The organism is Caulobacter segnis (assembly GCF_023935105.1).
Taxonomy (GTDB): Bacteria; Pseudomonadota; Alphaproteobacteria; order Caulobacterales; family Caulobacteraceae; genus Caulobacter; species Caulobacter segnis_B.
In genome coordinates this window covers 1630165-1651997 of the sequence record NZ_CP096040.1, presented here as the reverse complement: position 1 = coordinate 1651997, position 21833 = coordinate 1630165, and the positions used below count along the sequence as shown (strand labels likewise).

Genomic DNA, 21833 nt, shown 5'->3' with positions numbered 1-21833 from the left:
GTCAGCCCTTCTTCTTGTCGTTCTTCTGCTGGGCGATCCAGGCGTCGATGCGGGTCTCCAGCACCGACAGCGGCAGCGAGCCGTGCAGCAGCACCGCGTCGTGGAAGGCCCGCTCGTCGAACCGGTCGCCCAGCGTCTTCTCGGCGCGCTGACGTAGTTCCAGCAGCTTCAGCTCGCCGATCTTGTAGGCCAGGGCCTGGCCGGGCCAAGAGACGTAGCGTTTCAGCTCGACCTCGATATTGACCGGCGACAGGGCGGTGTTGTCGGTGAAGCAGGCGCGGGCCTGGTCGAGGCTCCAGCCCTTCCAGTGCATGCCGGTGTCGGCCACCAGGCGGCAGGCGCGCCACATCTCGTACGACAGCCGGCCGAACAGTTCGTAGGGATCGCGATAGATCCCCATCTCCTCGCCCAGCCACTCCGAATAGAGGCCCCAGCCCTCGCCATAGGCGGTGAAGTAGAGGTTGCGGCGAAACTCCGGGACCCCGACCTGCTCCTGGGCCAGCGAGGTCTGGATGTGGTGGCCCGGCGCGCCCTCGTGCAGCACCAAGGCCGGCAGCTCGTAAAGCGGCCGCTGGTCCAGTTCCGAGGTGTTGATCATCAGCCCGCCGGCCCGGCCGACCTTGGGATCGCCGCCGAAATAGCGGCCGGTGGTGTAGCCCTTCTCGATGCTGGCCGGCACCGGCCGTACGCCGTAGGTCAGACGCGGCAGCACGCCGAAGTGGGCCGGCAACTGGCCGTCGGCGCGCTTGGCGATCTCGCTGGACTTCTCCAGGAGCTGCTGGCGGCTGGTGGCGTAGAAGCGCGGGTCCTTGCGCAGCATGGCGATGAAGGCCGGCAGGTCGCCCTGGAAGCCGGCGGCCTTCATGGTCTGTTCCATGCGGGCGCGGATGCGGGCCACCTCGGCCTGGCCGATGTCGTAGATCTGGTCGGGCGTCAGGTCCGTCGTCGTGTGCCGACGGGCCAGGAACGCGTAGTAGCGCTTGCCGTCCGGCAGGTCCGAGGCCGCCAGGCTTTTGGCGGCGTGCGGGACATAGTCCTCGACCATGAACCTGACGAAGCTGGTTCGGGCCGGGGCGACCTTGTCGGCCACCGCCGTCTCGCCCTCGGCGACCAGGGCCGCGCGGGTGGCGGCGGGGATGCTGTCCGGCAGCGCGCGCAGCGGGGCCAGCAGCGGATCCTCGGCCAGCGGCGTCGCCGCCGCCCGCTGGGCGCGCTCGAGCACCGCCTGGGCGGTCGGCGCGGCTTGGACGAAACCGCTGGCGACGCCGCGACGGGCGTTGTCGATATTGGCTGCGTACCAGCCGGGCATGGCGTTGAGCAGGGCGATCCAGCGCCGCGCCTCGCCCTCATCGCGCAGCGTCGTTCCGCTGGCCCGGTACAGCATCATGACGTCGAAGCCGCCGTCGCTGCTGAACGGCATGCGGGACTCGTCGAAGCCCGCCGCCTCGATGCGGTCGCGCAGGCTGAACAAAAGCAGGTCGCGGGTCAGGCGCTCGTCGTCGGCCAGGCCCCTGTCGCCCATGGCGTTCAGCTCCGCCCGGATCTGCTTCAGCTTGGCGGCGCGGTCGGCGTCGGCGGCCGCCGAGACATCGGGCAGCTTCCAGCGGGCGTCGGACGATCCGCCGCTGTCGGGATCCTCGCCTGGATCGCCCAGCGCCTCGTAGCGGATGACCAGCTTGGTCAGGTTGACGGAGCCTGGGCCGGCCCAGGCGGCCGAGGCCATCGACGCGGCCAAGCACATGCCGACAAGACAGGATGCGATGCGAGTCATGCGGCGCAGCTTAGGCCAACGGCCCGCGCGGATCGACACGCGAATCAGCGATCGGCGACGACCGATCGGATGCATCTAATATCTGGAAGAAAATCGGGAATGGAGCGGGCGAAGAGATTCGAACTCTCGACCCCAACCTTGGCAAGGTTGTGCTCTACCACTGAGCTACGCCCGCCCATTCGCGAGATATGGTCTCATCCAGACTTCCCGGAAGCCGGGAGAATGGAGCGGGCGAAGAGATTCGAACTCTCGACATCAACCTTGGCAAGGTTGCGCTCTACCACTGAGCTACGCCCGCATCGGCGAGGCTCAAAGAAGCGCCCCGCGACGAGGAGGCGGCTTATGGCAGAGCGCTCAGCGCTTTGCAAGCGCCCTTTGAGGGGTTGCGAAGAGGGTTTTTTCGGAGGCTTGATCCAGACCGGTTCGGGCCGGGTTTCCGGGGCGGAGTTCTGGGCGTTGCGTCTGTTTGTATTCGGTCTGGGCTATGTCGGCGCGGCGTTTACCCGCGCCTTGCGGGCGCGCGGCTGGGAGATCGCCGCCACAGCGCGGGACGAGCAGCAGGCCGACAGGCTTCGCGCCCAGGGAATCACGCCGGCCGATCCGGACGACCGCCAGGCCATGACCGCCGCGCTGACGGGCGTGAACGCGATCCTGATCACCGCGCCGCCCGGCCCCGACGGCTGCCCAGCCCTGGAGGCGATCATCCCCGCCCTGGCCCAGGCCCAGGCCTTCCCTGACTGGATCGGCTATCTGTCGACCACCGGCGTCTATGGCGATTTCGACGGACGGTGGGTGTTCGAGACCAGCCCGCTCAAGGCCCAGTCGGTCGAGGGCGCCCGCCGGGTCGGCGCCGAGCGCGACTGGCGCCAGGTGGGGCGCGGCATGGGCCTGACCGTCACCGCCTTCCGCCTGCCGGGGATCTATGGCCCCGGCCGCAGCGCGCTGGACCGCCTTCGGGCCGGAGAAGGCCGGCGGATCGTCAAGCCCGGCCAGGTGTTCAGCCGCATCCATGTCGACGACATCGTCACGGGCCTGCTGGCCTCGCTGGACCGGCCGCGCGCCGGCGGGATTTACAATCTGGTCGACGACGAACCGGCGCCGCCGCAGGACGTCATGGAGCACGCCGCCCATCTGCTGGGCGTCCCGGTCCCGCCGGACCTGCCCTTCAACGAACTGGGCATATCGCCCGCCACCCGCCGCTTCTACGCCGAAAACAAGCGCGTCTCGAACGCCCGCGCCAAGGCCGAACTGGGGTGGCGGCCCGCCTATCCGACCTATCGTGAGGGCCTAGCGTCGATCTTGAAGGCGGGCGGCTAGGCCTACTCCTCGTCGATCGCCGGCGCCCGCGGCGTGATCCCCACCGCGTCCAGGCCTGCCGCGTTGCGCAGCCGCGCCGCCCGCGCCAAGCGGCGGGAGACGAGATCGCCCTCCTCCGGCTCGGCCAGGCCCTTGGCTTCGGAGACGGCGGCGACCAGACGCTCCAAGTCCTGCGGGCGCGACAGGCGGTGGTCGCCATCCTTGATCAGGGTGAAGACGACGTGCTCGCTCGTCAGGGCGTTGGCCAGCTCCAGGGCGTGGGTCCACGGCACATCCGGGTCGGCCCCGCCCTGCAGCACCCGCACCGGGATATCGATCGGCACCGGGCCCGGCAGGATCGACCACCGCGCGCCGTCTTCCAGAAGCGCGCGGGTGATCGGATAGCCGTCCTCATCGTAGTCGGACGGCCGCGTCCATGATCCGTGTTCGGCGATCGCCGCCAGCGCCTTGGCCGGCAGCTTGGGCTTCATCAGCGTCTCGGTGAAGTCCGGGGCCGGCGCGATCAGCACCAGCGCCTTGACCCGGTCGGGCCGCGCGATCGCCGCTAGGCTCGCCAGCCAGCCGCCCATGGACGAGCCGACCAGCACCAGCGGTCCTTGAGTGAGTTCGTCGATCACCGCCAGGGTGTCCTCGCGCCAGCGGCTGATCGTTCCGTTCTCGAACGCCCCCTCGGACTCGCCGTGGCCGAAATAGTCGAAACGCACATACGCGCCGCCGGTCGCCTTGGCCTGCTCGGCCAGCACCTCGGCCTTGGTCCCGGTCATGTCGGAGTGGAAACCTCCGAGCCAGACGACCGTTGGTCCTTCGCCGTCCACGCGGCGCCAGGCGAGTTTCGAGCCGTCTTCGCGCACGAGCGCGCCCCGGGATTCGGTCATGGCTTCGCCTCGATCCTTTCGCTACTAAAACCGCGTTGCTTTCGCCGAGAGTCGTGTGCCCGACCTACCCGCCGATTTCACCCTGCTGCAAGTCACGCCGGAGCTGGAAACGGGCGGCGCGGAGCAAACGACGATTGATGTCGCCCATGCGGTGGTGGCGCAAGGCGGCAAGGCCCTGGTCGCGACCCGGGGGGGCCGGATGGCCGCGCGCCTGGAGGCCGACGGCGGCCGCCTGGCCCAGATGCCCGCCCAATCCAAGAATCCCCTGGTCATGCTGGGCAACGCCGCGCGGCTGATCGACCTGATCAAGCGCGAAAAGGTCAGCCTGGTGCACGCCCGCTCGCGCGCCCCGGCGTTCAGCGCCTTGTGGGCCGCGCATGCCACCAAGGTTCCGTTCGTAGCGACCTATCACGGGGTCTACAACGCCAAGTCCGAGCTGAAGCGCTGGTACAACGCGGTCATGACCAAGGGCGACCTGGTCATCGCCAACTCCGAGTTCACGCGCCAGCACGTGATCAAGGAGCACGCCATCGCGCCCGAGAAGGTCGTGGCCATTCCGCGCGGCGTTGACCTGTCGCGTTTCGAACCCGGCGTCGTCGGCGTCGAGCGGATCGAGCGCCTGCGCAAGGCCTGGGGCGTCGCGGAGGGCGAGCGCCGGCTGAAGGTGCTGCTGGCCGGCCGCCTGACCCGCTGGAAGGGCCAGGGGCTGCTGATCGAGGCCATGACGCTGCTGAAGGCGCGCGGCGAGAACCGGATCCTGCTGCTGCTGGCTGGCGACGACCAGGGCCGCAAGGGCTATCGCGCCGAGCTGGAGGCCGCCATCGCCGCCGCCGGCCTGGAGGACGCCGTCAGGCTGGTCGGCCACTGCGACGACATGCCGGCCGCCTATCTCCTGGCCGACCTGGCCATCGCGCCCTCGCTGGAGCCGGAAGCCTTCGGCCGCACGGCGGTCGAGCCGCAGGTGATGGGCCGCCCGGTCCTGGCCTCGGACCATGGCGCCACCCGCGAGACGGTCGTCCCGGGCGAGACGGGGTGGCTGGTCGCGCCGGGCGACGCTCAGGCCTGGGCAGACGCCCTGCTGCTGGCCTGCGAGGTCGGGGCCGCGGGCCGACAGACCATGGGCCTGGCGGCGCGGGCGCGGGCGCGACGGTTGTATTCGGTGGACGCCATGTGCGAAGCGACCCTTGAGGTCTATGCACGCGTACTGGGCTTGGAGCGTTCGTCGTGAGCAAGGAGATCAAGAAGGTCCTGGTGATCAAGCTGGGCGCCCTGGGCGACTTCGTCCTGGCGCTGGCGGCGATGAAGAAGATCCGCCAGGCCCATCCCAAGGCCAAGATCACCCTGCTGACCACCCCGCCCTTCGAGGCGCTGGCCAAGCTCAGCCCCTATTTCAACCACGTCGAGACCGATGGCCGCCCCGGCGACCTGGGCGAGACGTTCGCCATGATCGGCCGGATCCGCAAGGCGCGCTACGACCGGGTGTACGATCTGCAGACCAACAGCCGGACCAACTGGTACTTTCAGCTACTGCGCCCGTTCCCGCCGCAGTGGAACGGCATCGCCTTCGGCTGCGCCCTGCCGCAGAAGGGCAAGGCCCGCCTGCGCATGCACACCCTGGAGCGCCAGGCCGACCAGTTGCGCGCCGCCGGCATTTGGCCCGACGCCCCGACCGAGCCTGGCAGCGCCCCGCCGCCGGACCTGTCATGGATCCTGCGCCGGCAGAAGGAGCCGCGCGCTGGCGCCGCCACGCCCAAGCCCTATGTGCTGCTGGTGCCGGGCGGCTCGGCCCACCGGCCCGAGAAGCGCTGGCCCGTCGAATGCTACGCCCAACTGGCCTCGCATCTGAAGGCGCGCGGCCTGGACATCGTCATCATCGGCGGTCCGCAGGAAAGCGCCATGGCTCGCCACATCCAGAAGGCCGTCGGCGGCGCGCGCGACCTGACCGGTCGCACCGACTTCGCCCAGCTGGCCGTGCTGGGCGCCAAGGCCGCCCTGGCCGTCGGCAACGACACCGGCCCGACGCACCTGCTGGCCGCCGCCGGCGCGCCGACCATCGCCCTGTTCTCCGACGCCTCGGACCCCGACCTCTGCGCCCCGCGCGGCCACGTGGCGGTGATCCGCTCGCCGGACCTGCAGGCCCTGCCGGTCAGCACCGTCGCCAGCGCCGCCATCTCGCTGCTGGGACGCTAGACGCCCACCTCAATAGCCCGCGTACCGCCCGGGCTTGTGGTTGGCGATGATCACCGCGCTCAGCGCCACGGCGCTGGCGATCGACAGCAGCAGCTTGTCGAACGGGATCGCGAAGAAGGCCGCGGCCACGACCAGGCAGTCGGCCGCCATCTGCACCTTGCCGGCGCTGATCCCGCGCCGCTCCTGCAGATAGAGCGCCAGCACCCCGATCCCACCAACGCTGGAGCGGTGCCGCGCCAGGGCCAGGATGCCCATGCCGATGATGGTGCCGCCGAACACCGCCGAGAAGATCGGGTCCACGTGGCTGACCTTCAGCCAGTACGGCATGCCCCAGGCCAGGCCCGCAAGCAGGAGGTTGGTGGCCAGGGTCTTGACCGTGAACGTCCAGCCCAGGGTCCGCTGGGCCAGCACGTAGAACGGCAGGTTCAGGACGAAGAACACCACGCCCACCGGCCAGCCGCCGCTCAGATACGAGATGATCAGGGCCACCCCGGCTACGCCGCCCGTGACTAGGCCGGCGGCCTTGAGCAGCGTCAGGCCCACGGCGATGAAACTGGAGCCGATCAGGAGGGCGTGGACGTCCTCCAGGGCGGTGTGGCGATGCTGGGTCATGAAGGTCGAGGGCGGGCGTCTGGATCCGGGAAAATTCGTCCCCGTCCGGTCGTTTCCATCCCCTCGAACGCTGCAGCCCCTCCAGGGGGGGCGGCTCTGGTCAAAAAAACTAGACCTGGCCGGCGTCTCTTTGGCGGCCTTCGCTTGATACCGCGCGGCCGGCGCGTCATATATCAGTTTCTCGCGGCGCGCCCAGCGCGGCGCGCATGCGTTCAGCTATACCCTTATCAACTGCCCCGGAGCCGCCCTATTCGCCGTCCTATGCAAACGCCGCCCGTCAAGGATGGGCCGCGTATCAACGAAGACATCCGCGTCCCCCGCGTCCTGCTGATCGACCAACACGGCGAGAAGCAAGGCGAGATGCCGACCGCGTCCGCCATGGAAGCGGCCGAGGAAGCCGGCCTGGACCTGGTGGAAATCGTTCCGAACGCCAATCCTCCCGTCTGCAAGATCTTGGACTACGGCAAGTTCAAGTTCCAGGAGCAGAAGAAGAAGAACGAGGCGCGCAAGCGGCAGAAGGTCGTCGAGCTCAAGGAAATCAAGCTCCGTCCGAACATCGACATCCACGATTACGAGGTTAAGGCGAAAGCCATGACCCGCTTCTTCGAGGAAGGCGACAAGGTGAAGGTCACTTTGCGCTTCCGCGGTCGCGAAATGGCGCACCCGGAGCTCGGCATGAAGCTGCTGCTCAAGGTCAAGGCCGACTTCGACGAGGTCGCCAAGGTCGAATACGAGCCGCGCATGGAAGGCCGGCAGATGATCATGATCCTGGCGCCGCGCTAGGATCCGATCACCGTTAGACACCGAAACGCCCCGGCCCTCGGCCGGGGCGTTTTGTTTTGCCCACCTCACGATCACACGTTTTCGAACGCCTCGACACGGTCACATCCTCTGATAGAGTTGGGCGCGGTTGGGGGAGTTTCGCGTGTTCAAATCCTTCGGGGTCGCGGTGGCGGCCTGCATCGCCTTGACGTCGTCCCCCGTGCTAGCGGCCGACAAGAAGTCCGATTTGGCCATCTACGGCCAGCTCCCGAACATCGAGACGGTGAGGATCTCGCCCGACGGCTCCAAGCTGGCGGTCGTGCTGACCAACAGCGAGCAGCGCTACCTGATGATCCGCGAGGTCGGCGGCGAGGCCCTGACCCGGGTCGCGGTCGGCCAGACCAAGCTGCGCAGCATCACCTGGGCCGGCGAGGACCACCTGATCCTGGTGGTCTCCCAGACCGAGGAAGTGCGCGGCCTGATGGGTCCGGCGCGCGAGTACTACATGGCCTCGGACTTCAACTGGAAGACCAAGAAGCTGGTCCCCCTCCTGCGCAATCAGGAGGACTCGATGAATGTGATCGTCGGCGCGCCGATGGTGCGAACCATCGACGGCGAGCCCATCGTGTTCCTGGAAGGCATCCATTTTGTCGACAACCGGGGCGTCAACACCCTGTATCGCGTCAATCTGCGCAACAACACGACGCGGATGCTGGACTACGGCGCGCGCGCCGACGCCGACGACTGGCTGGTCGACGCCACGGGCGAACCCGCGGCCCAGTCGGTGTACGACGGCAAGCGCGGCCGCTGGTCGTTGCGGATGAAGCTGAACGGCGCCTGGCGCACGGTCGACGAGGCCGACACGCCGATGGGCTCGTACGGCATCGCGGGCTTCGGCCGCGACGGCAAGTCGGTCCTGGTCTCGCGCGCCGACGACAAGGGCAACGACTTCCTGCGCGAGTACAGCGGCGTCGATCAGCATACCGACCTGCCCAGCGACCTCAGCGGCCTTATCTACGACCCCGCGACGCTGGCCTTGCTGGGCGGCGCCACGCTGAAGGGCGACGAACTGACCTACACCTTCTTCGACGCGGGCAGCCAGAAGACCTGGAACGCCGTCGTCAAGGCGTTCCAGGGCGACCGAGTCTCGCTGGTCTCATGGTCCAAGGACCGCAAGCGGGTCGTGGTCCAGGTCGACTCGGCCGAGATGGGCCCGGCCTACGCCCTGGTCGACCTGAACACCAAGCAGGCCAGTTGGCTGGGTGAGGTCTATCAGGGCGTCACCGCCGATCAGGTCTCGCCCGTACGCGCCATCAAGTACAAGGCGGCCGACGGGCTGGAGATCAGCGGCTACCTGACCCTGCCCAAGGGCCGCGATCCCAAGAACCTGCCGCTGATCGTGCTGCCGCACGGCGGCCCCGAGGGTCGCGACGAACCGGGCTTCGACTGGTGGAGCCAGGCCGTGGCCTCGCGCGGTTACGCGGTGCTGCAGCCCAACTTCCGGGGCTCCGAGGGGTTCGGCTGGGACTTCGTCAAGGCGGGGTTCGGCGAGTGGGGCAAGAAGATGCAGACCGACCTGTCGGACGGCGTCCGCGACCTGGCCAAGCAGGGGATCATCGACCCCAAGCGCGTCTGCGTGGTCGGCGCCAGCTATGGCGGCTACGCGGCCCTGGCCGGCGCCACGCTGGACCGGGGCGTCTATCGCTGCGCCGTTTCGGTGGCCGGCCCGGCGGACCTGAGGAAGTTCCTGTTGACCAACATCCGCGTCAACAATGGCGAGGCCGGCGCCTCGCAGCGCTACTGGCTGCGCTTCATGGGCGCGGACGGCGCCAAGGACCCGGACCTGACCGCCATCTCGCCCGCCCAGCAGGCGGCCAAGGTCGACATCCCGATCCTGCTGATTCACGGCAAGGACGACACCGTGGTCCGCTATGACCAGAGCCAAGCCATGGCCGATGCGCTGAAGAAGGCCGGCAAGCCGGTCCAGTTCGTCACCCTGGACGGCGAGGACCACTGGCTGTCGCGCAGCGCCACGCGCCTGAAGATGTTGACCGAAACCGTCGCCTTCATCGAGAAGCACAACCCGCCGGAGTAAGGTGAGCCGAACGCGCGACGCTTCGCCCGGCGATCATGGGTTTCCCAGGGTCGCCAAGCCGAAGGTTCGGGCGTAAACCCCGCCCCCTGATGTCCGATCCCGCTCACAGCGCTCGCGCCCTGGCCGTCCTGCTCCTGGTTGTCTTCATCAACCTGGTGGGCTTCGGCGTGGTCATTCCGCTGCTGCCCTTCTACGCCAAGGCGATGAACGCCGCGCCGTGGCAGGTGACGACCATGTTCGCTGCCTACAGTCTGGGCCAGTTCTTCGGCGAGCCGTTCTGGGGCCGGCTGTCGGATCGCATCGGCCGGCGGCCGGTGCTGATGGTCACCATCCTGGCCAACGCCATCGCCTATGTCGCCCTAGCCTTCGCGCCCAACATCTGGATCGCCATGGCCGTGCGCCTGGTCGGCGGTTTCGGCAGCGGCAACATCTCGACGATCCAGGGCTACATGGCCGACGTCACCCCGCCCGAGAAGCGCGCGGGCCGCATGGGCCTGCTGGGCTCGGCGTTCGGGGCCGGCTTCGTGATCGGGCCATCCCTGGGCGGCCTGCTGGCCCACCCCAGCGCCGGCCAGTTGGGCTTTCAGATCCCGCTGTTCGTGGCCGCCGGCATGGCGGCGCTGGCGGTGCTGGGCGTCCTGCTGTTCGTGGCCGAGAGCCGCGCGCCCTCCGCGCCAGGCGCCAAGCAACCTGGACGCCGCGAGGCCCTGGGCCAAGCCGCCGCCCACCCGGTGCTGTCGCGCGTGCTGCTGGTCACCCTGGTCTCGACCGGCGCCTTCGCGGGCATGGAATCGATCTTCGGCCTGTGGGCCAACGCCCGCTTCGACTGGGGCCCGCGCGAGGTCGGCCTGTGCTTCGCCGTGATCGGCGTCATCGCCTCGCTGGGCCAGGGCGTGCTGACCGGCCGCCTGGCTCGCCGCTTCGGCGAGGGTCGGGTGCTGACCACGGGCCTGTCGATCATCGCCATAAGCCTGCTGCTGACCCCGTTCGCGCCTCACGCCAGCCTGGCGATGGTCGCGGTCGGCTGCACCGCCTTCGGCCAGTCGCTGGTCTTTCCCTGCGTGGCGGCCCTGATCTCGCGCGCCAGCCCGCCCGACCGGCAGGGCCAGATGCTGGGCCTGAACATGGCCGCCGGCTCGCTAGCCCGCATCGGCGGCCCGCTGCTGGCTGGCCCGCTGTTCGGCCTGGCCAGCGGCGGCCCCTACTGGTTCGGCGCGGCCCTGATGATCCCGGCCGTCTGGCTGGGCCTGATCATCGCCCGCCGCGCCAAGGCGGCGGCCTAAGCCCTTGCCTTTGGCGAGTCTTTCCAGTAGTAACCCCGCCTTTCCGGAACCGCCTGGCCATTAGGCATGCCATGGCGGTTCGTCATGCTTCCAGAGGACGGGGCGAAAGCTCCGACGCGAAATGCCGAAGTTGAAGACCAAGTCGGGCGCTAAAAAGCGCTTCAAACTGACCGCCACGGGCAAGCTGAAGGCCGGCGTCGCCGGCAAACGCCACCGCCTGATCGGCCACAATGGCAAGTACATCCGCCAACAGCGCGGCACGAAGGTGATGAGCGAGGCCGACGCCAAGATCATCCGCACCTACCTGCCCTACGGCCTTTAAGAGGAGCGCTGACACATGGCTCGCGTTAAACGGGGCGTCGTCGCCCACGCCAAGCACAAGAAGGTTCTCGAGCAAGCCAAGGGCTTCTACGGGCGCCGCAAGAACACCATCCGTACGGCGAAGGCCGCGGTCGACAAGGCCGGCCAGTACGCCTACCGCGACCGCAAGGTGCGCAAGCGCGCCTTCCGTTCGCTGTGGATCCAGCGCATCAACGCTGGCGCCCGTCTGGAGGGCTTCACCTACTCGCAATTTATCCACGGCCTGGATGTGGCCGGGATCGTGATCGACCGTAAGGTCCTCGCCGACATCGCCGGCGCCGATCCGGTTGCGTTCAAGGCCATCGCCGACAAGGTTCGCGCCGCCCTGGCCTAAGGTCTTTTTGGGTTCCGACCCGACCGATCTTGCAAAGCCCTCTGGCGCGAGCCAGGGGGCTTTTTGCTGCGCCTTACCCCGCTCATCCCCGCGAAAGCGGGGACCCAAGCTGAGCAAGCGGGACGGACGCGGACGAGGAGCCAACGCGGCTTGGTTTCCCGCTTTCGCGGGAATGAGCGGAATTGGGGCTTCTTCCCTAGTTTCAACCCTCTCGAAATCCTCTAGACGGATGCCCGTCATGACCGATCTCAACACTCTCGAAGCCGAAGTGCTGGCCCAGGTGGCCGCCGCTGGCGATCTCCAAGCGCTCGACGCCGTCCGCGTGGCCGCCGTCGGCAAGACCGGCTCGATCTCGGGCCTGCTCAAGACCCTGGGCGCCATGAGCCCCGAGGATCGCAAGACGCAAGGCGCGGCGATCAACGCCCTGCGCGACAAGGTCGCCGAGGCCATCGCCGACAAGAAGGCGGCGCTCGAAGCCGCCGAGCTGGACGCGCGCCTGGCCAGCGAGACCCTGGATCTCTCCCTGCCCGCCCCGCATCGCCGCAAGGGCAGCGTCCACCCGACCATGCAGACCATGGACGAGATGGTCGCCATCTTCGCCGAGATGGGCTTCGCCGTGGCCGAGGGCCCGGACATTGAGGACGACTTCCACAACTTCACGGCCCTGAACTTCCCGCCCAAGCACCCGGCCCGCGAGATGCATGACACCTTCTTCTTCAATACGAAGGAGACGGGTGAACGCATGCTGCTGCGCACCCACACCAGCCCCGTGCAGGTGCGGACCATGGTGTCGCAGAAGCCGCCGATCCGCATCATCGCGCCGGGCCGCACCTATCGCGTGGACAACGACGCCACCCACACCCCGGTGTTCCACCAGGTCGAGGGCCTGGTGATCGACAAGGGCATCCACATGGGCCACCTGAAGTGGACCCTGGAGACCTTCCTGGCGCGGTTTTTCGAGACTGACGCGGTCACCACCCAGTTCCGCCCGCACCACTTCCCGTTCACCGAGCCGTCGGCCGAGATGGACGTGCAGTGCGACCGCTCGGGCGGCGAGATCAAGATCGGCCAGGGCACGTCGTGGCTCGAGATCCTGGGCTGCGGGATGGTTCACCCGAACGTGCTGCGCGCCTGCGGCATCGATCCGGACGAGTACCAGGGCTTCGCCTTCGGCATGGGCGTCGATCGCCTGGGCATGCTGAAATACGGCATGCCGGACCTGCGCGACATGTGGTCGTCGGACGTCCGCTGGCTGTCGCACTACGGCTTCAGCGCCTTCGCCGCGCCGAACGCCGCCTCGGGCCTGAGCTGAGACCAGAACGATGAAATTCACCCTCTCCTGGCTCAAGGATCACCTTGAGACCACCGCCACCGTTCCCGAGATCGTCGCGGCCATGACCATGGCCGGGCTCGAGGTCGAGCACGTCATCGATCCGGCGACCAAGCTGGCCCCGTTCACGGTCTGCAAGATCGTCGAGGCCGCGCGCCACCCCAACGCCGACCGTCTGCAGGTCTGCCAGGTCGACACCGTCGACGGCCGCAAGGAGATCGTCTGCGGCGCGCCGAACGCGCGTCCGGGCCTGACCACCATCTACGCCCCGATCGGCGCCTATGTGCCGGGCCTGGACGTGACCCTGGTCGAGAAGCCCGTCCGCGGCGTCGTCTCGAACGGCATGCTCTGCTCGGCCGCCGAGCTGGAATACGCCAGCGAGAGCGATGGCATCATGGAGCTGCCGGACAGCCTGGCCGTCGGCACGAGCGCCGTCGACGCCCTGGGCCTGGAAGCCGTGATCGACTTCGAAGTGACCCCCAATCGCCCCGACTGGCTGGGCGTCGCCGGCATCGCCCGCGACCTGGCCGCCGCCGGCGTGGGCAAGTTGAAGGACCTGTCGATCGCGCCGATCCCCGGGACCTATCCGTCGCCGATCACCGTCAAGGTCGACGGCGAAGCCTGCCCAGTGTTCGCCGGCCGCTACTTCCGGGGCGTCAAGAACGGCCCCTCGCCCAAGTGGCTGGCCGATCGCCTGACCGCCATCGGCCTGCGGCCGATCAGCGCCCTGGTGGATATCACCAACCTGATCACCTACGACCGCGCGCGGCCGCTGCACGTCTATGACGCCCACAAGCTGTCGGGAACCGAGATCTCGACCCGCCTGGGCCGCCATGGCGTCCACGGCGACGAGCACCTGATCGCCCTGGACGGCAAGACCTACGAACTGACGCCCGAGATGTCGGTCATCGCCGATGCGTCGGGCGAGCGTCCGATCGGCCTGGGCGGCGTGATGGGCGGCGAGAGCACCGGCTGCTCGGACGAGACCGTCGATGTCTTCCTCGAAAGCGCCTGGTTCGATCCGATTCGCACGGCCCAGACCGGTCGCGCCACCGGCATCGCCAGCGACGCCCAATACCGCTTCGCCCGCACCGTCGACACCCACTCGCTGGTCGACGGGATCGAGCTGGCCACCAAGCTGATCCTGGAGCTGTGCGGCGGCGAGCCGTCGGAGGTGCTGCTGGTCGGCGAGGCCCCGGCCGCGCCGGGCGCGATCCTGTTCGACCCGGCCTATGTCGGCCAACTGTCGGGCCTGGAGATCGCCCCTGAAAAGTCGCTGAAGATCCTGACCGATCTCGGCTTCAAGCTGGACGCCCCCAAGGACGTCTCGCCGACCGCGTTCGCCACTCACGCCGAGAGCGAGGTCTGCGTGACCCCGCCGACCTTCCGCCGCGACGTGGAGGGCAAGGCCGACCTGGTGGAAGAAGTCGCCCGCATCGCCGGCTATGGCGCCCTGCCCTCGACGGCCCTGCCGGAAGCGCCTCGCGCCGTCGGCGGCATCCTGACGGCCAAGCAGGCCCGCGCCCGCACGGCCCGTCGGGCGCTGGCGGCCGCCGGCTATTCTGAAGCCGTGACCTTCAGCTTCACCAGCCGCAAGACCGCGCAGCTGTTCGGCGGCGGCCAGGCCGAGCTGGTGCTGGCCAATCCGATCGCCTCGGAACTGGACTGCATGCGCCCGTCGCTGCTGCCCAACCTGATCGAAGCGGCCGGCCGCAACGCGCGCCAGGGCTTCCCCGACGCGGCCCTGTTCGAGATCGGCCCGACCTTCCACGGCGAGCGTCCGAACGATCAGCGCACCGTGGTCTCGGCGATCCTGGTCCCCAAGGCCCCGCGGGGCTGGGACAAGGCCGCCCAAGGCGACGTCTTCACGATCAAGGCCGACCTTCTGGCCCTGCTGGAAGAGCTGGGCGCGCCCGTCGCCTCGCTTCAGACGGCGCAGGGCTCGGCCTCGTCCTGGTGGCACCCGGGCCGCTCGGCGCGCCTGCAGCTGGGTCCCAAGGCGGTGATGGCCGAGTTCGGCGAGATCCACCCGGCGGTGCTGAAGGCCCTGGACGTGGCCGGCCCGGTCTACGGCTTCGAGATCACCCTGGAGGCGATCCCCGAGCCGAAGAAGAAGTCGGTCAAGACCCGTCCGGCCTTCTCGCCCTCGGCCCTGATGCCGCTGACCCGCGACTTCGCCTTCCTGGTCGAGAAGACCAAGGCGGCCGGCGACCTCGTGAAAGCCGCGGCCGGCGCCGACAAGGCGCTGATCACCGCCGCGCGCGTGTTCGACGTCTACGAAGGCCCCGGCTTGCCGGACGGCTTCAAGTCGGTGGCCATCGAGATCGTGGTGCAGCCGCGCGACGCCACCCTCACCGACGCCGAGATCGAGGCCCTGTCGGCCAAGGTCGTCGCGGCGGCCGAGAAGGCGGGCGGCAAGCTGCGGTCTTAATCGGACACTTGCCCCCTGCGGGCCTTCGGCCCTCCTCCCCCATGGGGGAAGAAGGTTCGCGGCGCACCTTCCGCCCCCAGAGGGGGCGGACGACCTCGCTACGCGAGGTCCGGTGGGGGCAAGTGCTGAGTTTCCAGGCGCCCCGCCCCGATCAGGGCAAAACCCGCTTCCCCCGCGACCGAACGTCCCTCACGCAGTCGTGACCTTGCGCAAGCCCGACTGTCACGCTACCTGTAAGAAGCGCTAACGGGACTCATCGTTTCCACATGCAATCGACCTTCGCCTTCGCCGCTTTCGTGACCACCGGCCTCGCCGCCGTGGCCGCGATGTCGTGCGCGGTGTCGATGTGGAACATGATTAACACCAAGATTAAAACCGTTCCCATTCGGACGGGGCAAAATCGGCGCAAGCAGCGGTAGGAACCCTACCAAAACCAAGCCGAAGGATCGCAAGATCTCCAAAAGCCCCGCTCCCACGAGCGGGGTTTTTTGTTGCGCGGTTCCTCGGTCCCAAAAGCTCTCATGCAAAGGACCAACCCCAATGAGCTACCTGCCCTCCCCACCAGCCTTCCATAGCGACCAGGAAGGCGTCACCGTCCACCAGCTTCTGCTGGCCGCCCAGGATGCGCCCAGCGCCCTGGACGCCGTCCGCGCCAGCCTCGCCGACAGCGGCGCCGAACTGTGCGGCCTGACGATGAAGCCGGTCGGCCAGATCGTCGAAGCCTCGCTGAAGGTCCGCCACCTGGGCGACCAGGCCGCCCGCCTGCTGGCCCGTGACCTGGCCGCCTGGCCCGGCGTCAATTCGGCCTCGGTCGAGCACCAGTGGTTCCGTCCGTGAGCGCGCTCGTAGACGGGGCCAAACCCGACGAAGAGAAACGCCGCCTCTTCTTCGTCACCGCCGACGACACGCCTGACGCCCTGATGCGGGTGCTGGGCGTGGCTTCGGTGCAGCAGACCCGCCTGCGCGCCCTGTCCGCCGCTCCCGAGGGCCAGCACCTGGCCATTAGGCTCGAGATCGACGACCAGGGCGACGCCCGGGCCGAGGTCCTGGCCTCGCGCCTGGCGTCCTGTCCATCGGTGCGCGGCGTCGGTTTCGGCTGGCGCGCGTAACCTTTCCGGTTTTCCGTGCGTATCTGAGTTCAGGTTCCCTGCTGGAAAGACCTCGATGCGCCGTCTGCTCACCCTCCTGGCCGCCGCCTTCGCCCTGCTGGGCGTCAGCGCCTCGGCCGCCGCCACGCTGAAGTCCGAGACCGCCGTGTTCGCCGGCGGCTGCTTCTGGTGCATGGAGCACGACATGGGCGGCATTCCCGGCGTGCTGAAGGTCGAGAGCGGCTATACCGGCGGCCACGTCAAAAACCCGACCTATCGCGACGTCACCAGCGAGAAGAGCGGCCACTACGAGTCGGTGCGCGTCACCTACGACCCGGCCAAGCTGGACTACGGCTTCCTGCTCTACCGCTACTGGAAGCTGGTCGATCCCACCGACGACGGCGGCCAGTTCTGCGACCGCGGCCCCTCGTACCGCCCCGCCCTGTTCGTCACTCCCGCCCAGCGTCCCATCGCCGAGAAATCGCGCGACGAGGCCGCCAAGCGCCTGAAGACCGGGACGATGAAGACGGAGATCCTGCCGCTGCAGACCTTCTACCCGGCCGAGGAATATCACCGCGATTACGCCAAGCGGCATTCGCTGGACTACACGCTCTATCGCACCGGCTGCGGGCGGGACGCCCGCCTTCGTCAAGTCTGGGGCGGCTGAGCCGCGCTGCGGGCGGAACGCCCGCCATACCAGGTCCGGAGCGGCTAAGCCGCCCGTGGGGCGAGACGCCCGCCTTCGCCAAGTCTGGGGCGGCTGATGGTGGCGCGCGTCACGAACGCGCCCTAGGTTCGGCGACTCGAAGGAGTCGCGAATGAAGAAACCCCTGTTGGAGACGTGGCTGGAGCGCGGCCTGTTCGCCTCGCGTTGGCTGATGGCCCCGTTCTATGTCGGCCTGGTGGTCGCCCTGGCGGCGCTGATCGTCGTCTTCTTCCAGGAGTTGGCGCACGCCTTGCCAACCGTGCTGTCGATGAAGCCCGAGGACGCGATCCTGCTGGCGCTGTCGCTGATCGACCTGTCGCTGGCCGCCAACCTTTTGGTGATCGTCATCCTGTCGGGCTACGAGAACTTCGTCTCCAAGATCGACACCGCAAGCCACGAGGACCGGCCCGACTGGATGGGCACGGTCGACTTCTCGGGCCTGAAGATGAAGCTGATCGCCTCCATCGTGGCGATTTCGGCGATCGCCCTGCTGAAGGCCTTCCTGAAGCTGACCGAACCGGGCTTGGCCTTCGACCAGGCCCGCCTGATGTGGCTAGTGATCGTGCACCTGTCGTTCGTCGTCTCCGGCGTGTTGCTGGCCGTGATGGACTGGCTGAACGGCAAGGTCGAGAAGCACTGACCTTAGGATGCTCCCCCGTGACGCGGGGGAGCATCTCTTTAGAACGGCAGCCAGCGCCGCTGTCGGCTGTAGCCCAGATAGCCGACGTTCGCGCCCAGGCGCAGGCCAACGCCCGCGCGGATCGGGGCCAGGGTGATCTCGTCGGCCTTCTGGTAGTTCACGCCCAGCCCGCCGATCAGATAGGCGGTGCCCTCCACGCCCGGGAACCGGCGGAAGATGGCGTCGGGGTACTGCAGGTTATAGCAGAGGGTGAAGACGCGGCTGGCGTTGCCGCCCCAGTCCCAGCCCACCGTCGGCCCCTGCCAGAATACCTCCAGCGTCGGACGGCCCTTCATGTAGAGCAGGCCGCGGCCATAGCGCAGGCCGGCCACGAAGGCGCCCGAGCCCTCCTCGCCGGCGACGTAGGCCGTGGGTTGCCCCTTGTCCTTGAAGATCCGCTCGACCGCCGCGCCGGCGCTCTCGGCCGTCACGCCCAGGAAGTCCGAGGTGGCGCGCACCATCTCGTCGGCGGAATAGGTCGAGGCGCCGCCCGTCTGGTAGTTCGGCCCGGTCGAGCCGGCCGGGGGCGGGTTCTGGCCAGGCGGCGGCGCCGTGTTGGCGTCGTAGCCGGGGTTCGGCGCGGCGTCCTGGATCGGCGTCGGCGGCGGGAGACGCTCGGACTGCCGCGCCATGGCCTCGCTCGCCACGGCCGAAAGGCCGGCGGCGGCGCTTGAGAGGATCAGCTTGCGACGGTCCATGCAGGGCCTCCGGATCGAATTGATTGCAACAGTGTTGCAAGCCATTGAGACCGGTTTGCGGCTCCAAACTTAACGAGCGGTTAAGCATGCGCGCGCGGTGACGCGGCCCAACCACGCTCAGGCTCTCGCGAAGCGGGCCAAATGTGCTATGCGCACGGCCATGACTTCGACGCCTCTCGACAAGATCCGCAACTTCTCGATCGTTGCCCACATCGACCACGGTAAATCGACGCTCTCGGATCGCCTGATCCAGGAGACCGGCGGCCTGACCGCGCGCGAGATGAGCGCCCAGGTTCTCGACAACATGGACATCGAGAAAGAGCGCGGCATCACCATCAAGGCGCAGACCGTGCGCCTGAAATACCGCGCCGACGACGGCGAGGACTATGTCCTGAACCTGATGGACACCCCCGGCCACGTCGACTTCGCCTACGAGGTCAGCCGCAGCCTGGCCGCCTGCGAAGGCTCGATCCTGGTCGTCGACGCCTCGCAGGGCGTGGAAGCCCAGACCCTGGCCAACGTCTATTCGGCCATCGACAACAACCACGAGATCGTCCCGGTCCTCAACAAGATCGACCTGCCGGCCGCCGAACCCGACCGAGTGCGCGCCCAGATCGAGGACCTGATCGGCCTGGACGCCAGCGACGCCGTGCTGGCGAGCGCCAAGTCGGGCCTGGGCATCCACGACGTGCTGGAAGCCATCGTCACCCGCCTGCCCGCCCCCAAGGGCGAGCGCGACGCGCCGCTCAAGGCCCTGCTGGTCGACGCCTGGTACGACGCCTATCTGGGCGTGGTCGTGCTGGTGCGCATCTTCGACGGCACGCTGAAGGCCGGCCAGCAGGTCCGCATGATGCAGACCGGCGCCACCCACCGCATCGACAAGGTCGGCGTGTTCACGCCCAAGGCCACCGACGTCGCCGAGCTCGGCCCCGGCGAGGTCGGCTTCTTCACCGCCTCGATCAAGGAAGTGGCCGACGCCGCCGTCGGCGACACCATCACCGACGAGAAGAAGCCCACCGCCGAAGCCCTCAAGGGCTTCAAGGAAGTTCAGCCGGTGGTGTTCTGCGGCCTGTTCCCGGTCGACGCCGCCGACTTCGAGGACCTGCGCGCCGCCGTCGGCAAGCTGCGCCTGAACGACGGCAGCTTCACCTACGAGATGGAAAGCAGCGCCGCCCTCGGCTTCGGCTTCCGCTGCGGTTTCCTGGGCCTGCTGCACCTGGAGATCATCCAGGAGCGCCTGTCCCGCGAGTTCGACCTCGACCTGATCGCGACCGCTCCGTCGGTCGTCTACAAGATCCACATGCGCAACGGCGACGAGATCGAGCTGCACAACCCGGCCGACCTGCCGGACGTGATGCAGATCGAGAACATTTCCGAGCCCTGGATCAAGGCCACCATCTTCACCCCCGACGAATACCTCGGCGGCGTGATCAAGCTGTGCCAGGACCGTCGTGGCATGCAGCGCGAACTCAGCTATGTCGGCAATCGCGCCATGGTCGTCTACGACCTGCCGCTGAACGAGGTGGTCTTCGACTTCTACGACCGCCTGAAGTCGATCTCGAAGGGCTATGCCAGCTTCGACTACCAGCTCGAGGACTACCGCGTCGGCGACCTGGTGAAGATGTCGATCCTGGTCAACGCCGAGCCGGTCGACGCCCTCTCCATGCTGGTCCACCGCGACCGCGCCGAGAGCCGTGGCCGGGGCATGTGCGAGAAGATGAAGGAACTCATCCCGCAGCACATGTTCGTCATCCCCATCCAGGCGGCCATCGGCGGCCGGATCATCGCCCGTGAAACCGTTCGCGCCCTGCGCAAGGACGTGACCGCCAAGTGCTACGGCGGTGACGCCTCGCGCAAGCGCAAGCTGCTGGACAAGCAAAAGGCCGGCAAGAAGCGCATGCGCCAGTTCGGCAAGGTCGAAATCCCGCAGGAAGCCTTCATCGCCGCCCTGAAGATGGACGAGGATTGATCGGCGGGCCGACCCAGTCGTAAGTGTTTGAACGCCCTCGTCAGCGGAAGCCGACGGGGGCGTTTGCTATCGGGAGACCCGCCAGGCGTTAGCGCCCTTCATTGCGCCAGGACAACGAGCGCCCCTCGGCGCCGGGCCACACTGCGCCGCAGGAGGTCGCCATGGTGCAGGAACTGGCGCTGGTCCGCGCCGCGCATGTGCTGGGCGTGGTGATCTGGATCGGCGGGGTCGTCTTCGTGACCACGGTGCTGCTGCCCGCGCTGGCGGCCGACCACGCGCCCGCGCGGCGGCTTCAGGTCTTCCAGCGACTGGAGGGGCGCTTTGCCTGGGTAGCGCGCGCCTGCGTCGCGGTCGTGGGCGTCACCGGGTTTTGGATGGTTCGCCGTCTGGAGCTGTGGCCGCGCTTTTCCGATCCCACCGCTTGGTGGCTGCACGCGATGGTCGGGGTGTGGATGGTCTTCGCCCTGATCCTGTTCGTCGCCGAGCCGCTGGTTCTGCATCGGCGCATGGCGCAAGGCCGCGATCCCGCGCGAACCTTTCGCCGGCTGACGCTGATGCACTGGGCCCTGCTGGCGGCCAGCCTGGCGGCGGTGTTCGGCGCCGTGGCCGGCGCCCACGGACTGTAGCCCGCCATGCTGATCCTGACCGAACAGACGCCCAACCCCGACGCCCTGAAGTTTCTCGTGCGGATCCCCGGCGCGCGGGGGACCCAGTCCCTGGAGCCCGAAGCGGCCACCACCGCTCGCTCACCGCTGGCCGCCCGCCTGTTCGCCATCCCCGGCGTCAGGCGCTGCCTGCTGGCCGAGGACTTCCTGACGGTCCAGCGCGAGGCGAACGGGCCGGGCTGGGGCGAGCTGAAGGCCCAGGTGCTGCTGGCCCTGGCCGCGCACCTGACCAGCGGCGAACCCGCCCTGGCCGACCGCGCGCCCGAGGTCGAGGCCGGGATCTCGGACGACGAGATCGTCAGCGAGATCCGGCAGGTTCTGGGCCTGCACATCCGCCCCGGCGTGGCCCGGGACGGGGGCGACATCGTCTTCGAGCGTTTCGACGCCGCGACAGGGGTGTTGTGGATCCGCATGCTGGGGGCGTGCGGCGGCTGTCCCTCGTCGCGCATGACGTTGAAGGCGCGCGTCGAGCAGGTCGTGAAGCGCTTCGTCCCCGAGGTGACCCGGGTCGAGGAAGAGCCTTCCTCGGCGACCGCCGCCCCGACCCTTGGCGAACGGCTCAAGCGCATGCTGGACGAACTGGGCGACGCACCGGCCCGCGCGCCCCGCACGCTGTTCACGCGCAACGGCAAGCCGCGGCCCTGACGCCGCGCGAGCTTGTCGGCCGC

At 68.4% G+C, this 21833-nt stretch carries 22 protein-coding genes and 2 tRNA genes; 18 read left to right on the top strand and 6 right to left on the bottom strand.

Annotation, left to right across the window (positions count from 1 at the left end; genetic code table 11):
* Window position 1 precedes the first annotated feature (1 nt).
* The 3 genes from MZV50_RS08040 to MZV50_RS08030 all read right to left on the bottom strand — a co-directional run bounded on the left by MZV50_RS08040 (window position 2) and on the right by MZV50_RS08030 (window position 2069).
* Window positions 2–1771, bottom strand: coding sequence for a DUF885 domain-containing protein (locus tag MZV50_RS08040; RefSeq protein ID WP_252633889.1), 1770 nt, complete (start codon window positions 1769–1771; stop codon window positions 2–4).
* 100 nt (window positions 1772–1871) lie between these two features.
* Window positions 1872–1946 (bottom strand) — tRNA-Gly (locus MZV50_RS08035).
* Between the two features lie 48 nt (window positions 1947–1994).
* Window positions 1995–2069: transfer RNA gene (locus tag MZV50_RS08030), tRNA-Gly, on the bottom strand.
* 158 nt (window positions 2070–2227) lie between these two features.
* On the opposite strand from MZV50_RS08030, the gene MZV50_RS08025 reads away from it, so the two are divergent.
* On the top strand, window positions 2228–3088 hold the full coding sequence (locus MZV50_RS08025; protein ID WP_252635207.1) for an SDR family oxidoreductase: 861 nt from the start codon (window positions 2228–2230) through the stop codon (window positions 3086–3088).
* 2 nt (window positions 3089–3090) lie between these two features.
* On the opposite strand, the gene MZV50_RS08020 is transcribed toward MZV50_RS08025, so the two are convergent.
* Window positions 3091–3963 carry an alpha/beta fold hydrolase gene (locus tag MZV50_RS08020; RefSeq protein WP_252633888.1) on the bottom strand — a complete coding sequence of 291 codons (873 nt, stop codon included), beginning with the start codon at window positions 3961–3963 and terminating at the stop codon, window positions 3091–3093.
* A 55-nt stretch (window positions 3964–4018) separates the two neighbouring features.
* Here MZV50_RS08020 and MZV50_RS08015 point away from each other — a divergent pair, with 55 nt between their 5' ends.
* Window positions 4019–5191 carry a glycosyltransferase family 4 protein gene (locus MZV50_RS08015; RefSeq protein ID WP_252633887.1) on the top strand — a complete coding sequence of 391 codons (1173 nt, stop codon included), beginning with the start codon at window positions 4019–4021 and terminating at the stop codon, window positions 5189–5191.
* The gene (locus tag MZV50_RS08010; protein WP_252633886.1) at window positions 5188–6153 is read left to right on the top strand and encodes a glycosyltransferase family 9 protein; all 966 of its coding nucleotides are present in this window, start codon (window positions 5188–5190) and stop codon (window positions 6151–6153) included. The genes MZV50_RS08015 and MZV50_RS08010 overlap by 4 nt, the downstream gene beginning before the upstream one ends.
* Window positions 6154–6162: 9 nt before the next feature.
* Here MZV50_RS08010 and MZV50_RS08005 read toward each other — a convergent pair whose 3' ends face one another.
* Complete coding sequence (locus MZV50_RS08005) at window positions 6163–6765, bottom strand: YitT family protein (protein WP_252633885.1); 603 nt, start codon at window positions 6763–6765, stop codon at window positions 6163–6165.
* Window positions 6766–7026: 261 nt separating this feature from the next.
* On the opposite strand from MZV50_RS08005, the gene infC reads away from it, so the two are divergent.
* The 12 genes from infC (at window position 7027) to MZV50_RS07945 (ending at window position 17794) form a co-directional block, all read left to right on the top strand.
* The gene (infC, locus tag MZV50_RS08000) at window positions 7027–7548 is read left to right on the top strand and encodes a translation initiation factor IF-3 (RefSeq protein WP_172263415.1); all 522 of its coding nucleotides are present in this window, start codon (window positions 7027–7029) and stop codon (window positions 7546–7548) included.
* A gap of 142 nt (window positions 7549–7690) precedes the next feature.
* Window positions 7691–9622 (top strand): alpha/beta hydrolase family protein, encoded by a 1932-nt coding sequence (locus MZV50_RS07995; protein WP_252633884.1) that lies wholly within the window; start codon window positions 7691–7693, stop codon window positions 9620–9622.
* 89 nt (window positions 9623–9711) lie between these two features.
* Window positions 9712–10905, top strand: coding sequence for an MFS transporter (locus tag MZV50_RS07990; protein WP_252633883.1), 1194 nt, complete (start codon window positions 9712–9714; stop codon window positions 10903–10905).
* 121 nt (window positions 10906–11026) lie between these two features.
* The gene (rpmI, locus tag MZV50_RS07985) at window positions 11027–11227 is read left to right on the top strand and encodes a 50S ribosomal protein L35 (RefSeq protein WP_013080314.1); all 201 of its coding nucleotides are present in this window, start codon (window positions 11027–11029) and stop codon (window positions 11225–11227) included.
* A 15-nt stretch (window positions 11228–11242) separates the two neighbouring features.
* The gene (gene rplT, locus MZV50_RS07980) at window positions 11243–11599 is read left to right on the top strand and encodes a 50S ribosomal protein L20 (protein ID WP_004625089.1); all 357 of its coding nucleotides are present in this window, start codon (window positions 11243–11245) and stop codon (window positions 11597–11599) included.
* A gap of 238 nt (window positions 11600–11837) precedes the next feature.
* The gene (gene pheS / locus MZV50_RS07975; protein ID WP_252633882.1) at window positions 11838–12911 is read left to right on the top strand and encodes a phenylalanine--tRNA ligase subunit alpha; all 1074 of its coding nucleotides are present in this window, start codon (window positions 11838–11840) and stop codon (window positions 12909–12911) included.
* A 10-nt stretch (window positions 12912–12921) separates the two neighbouring features.
* Window positions 12922–15360, top strand: coding sequence for a phenylalanine--tRNA ligase subunit beta (pheT, locus tag MZV50_RS07970; protein ID WP_252633881.1), 2439 nt, complete (start codon window positions 12922–12924; stop codon window positions 15358–15360).
* Window positions 15361–15626: 266 nt separating this feature from the next.
* Window positions 15627–15779 carry a hypothetical protein gene (locus MZV50_RS07965; RefSeq protein WP_252633880.1) on the top strand — a complete coding sequence of 51 codons (153 nt, stop codon included), beginning with the start codon at window positions 15627–15629 and terminating at the stop codon, window positions 15777–15779.
* A gap of 121 nt (window positions 15780–15900) precedes the next feature.
* Complete coding sequence (locus MZV50_RS07960) at window positions 15901–16197, top strand: hypothetical protein (protein WP_252633879.1); 297 nt, start codon at window positions 15901–15903, stop codon at window positions 16195–16197.
* The gene (locus tag MZV50_RS07955) at window positions 16182–16469 is read left to right on the top strand and encodes a hypothetical protein (RefSeq protein WP_252633878.1); all 288 of its coding nucleotides are present in this window, start codon (window positions 16182–16184) and stop codon (window positions 16467–16469) included. Before MZV50_RS07960 ends, MZV50_RS07955 begins: the two co-directional genes overlap by 16 nt.
* 55 nt (window positions 16470–16524) lie before the next feature.
* The gene (gene msrA, locus MZV50_RS07950) at window positions 16525–17115 is read left to right on the top strand and encodes a peptide-methionine (S)-S-oxide reductase MsrA (protein ID WP_252633877.1); all 591 of its coding nucleotides are present in this window, start codon (window positions 16525–16527) and stop codon (window positions 17113–17115) included.
* 151 nt (window positions 17116–17266) lie between these two features.
* Window positions 17267–17794, top strand: coding sequence for a TIGR00645 family protein (locus MZV50_RS07945; RefSeq protein WP_252633876.1), 528 nt, complete (start codon window positions 17267–17269; stop codon window positions 17792–17794).
* 38 nt (window positions 17795–17832) lie between these two features.
* Here the strand turns inward: MZV50_RS07945 and MZV50_RS07940 are convergent, their stop codons facing one another.
* Window positions 17833–18531, bottom strand: a complete 699-nt coding sequence (locus MZV50_RS07940) for a DUF1134 domain-containing protein (protein ID WP_252633875.1) — start codon at window positions 18529–18531, stop codon at window positions 17833–17835.
* Window positions 18532–18691: 160 nt separating this feature from the next.
* Between MZV50_RS07940 and lepA the strand changes: the two genes are divergently transcribed.
* The 3 genes from lepA (at window position 18692) to MZV50_RS26480 (ending at window position 21810) form a co-directional block, all read left to right on the top strand.
* On the top strand, window positions 18692–20500 hold the full coding sequence (lepA, locus tag MZV50_RS07935) for a translation elongation factor 4 (RefSeq protein ID WP_252633874.1): 1809 nt from the start codon (window positions 18692–18694) through the stop codon (window positions 20498–20500).
* A 101-nt stretch (window positions 20501–20601) separates the two neighbouring features.
* A complete protein-coding gene (locus tag MZV50_RS07930) occupies window positions 20602–21126 on the top strand; it encodes a CopD family protein (protein WP_252633873.1) in 525 nt (174 codons plus the stop codon).
* 6 nt (window positions 21127–21132) lie between these two features.
* On the top strand, window positions 21133–21810 hold the full coding sequence (locus tag MZV50_RS26480) for a NifU family protein (protein ID WP_354668927.1): 678 nt from the start codon (window positions 21133–21135) through the stop codon (window positions 21808–21810).
* Window positions 21811–21833 lie beyond the last annotated feature (23 nt).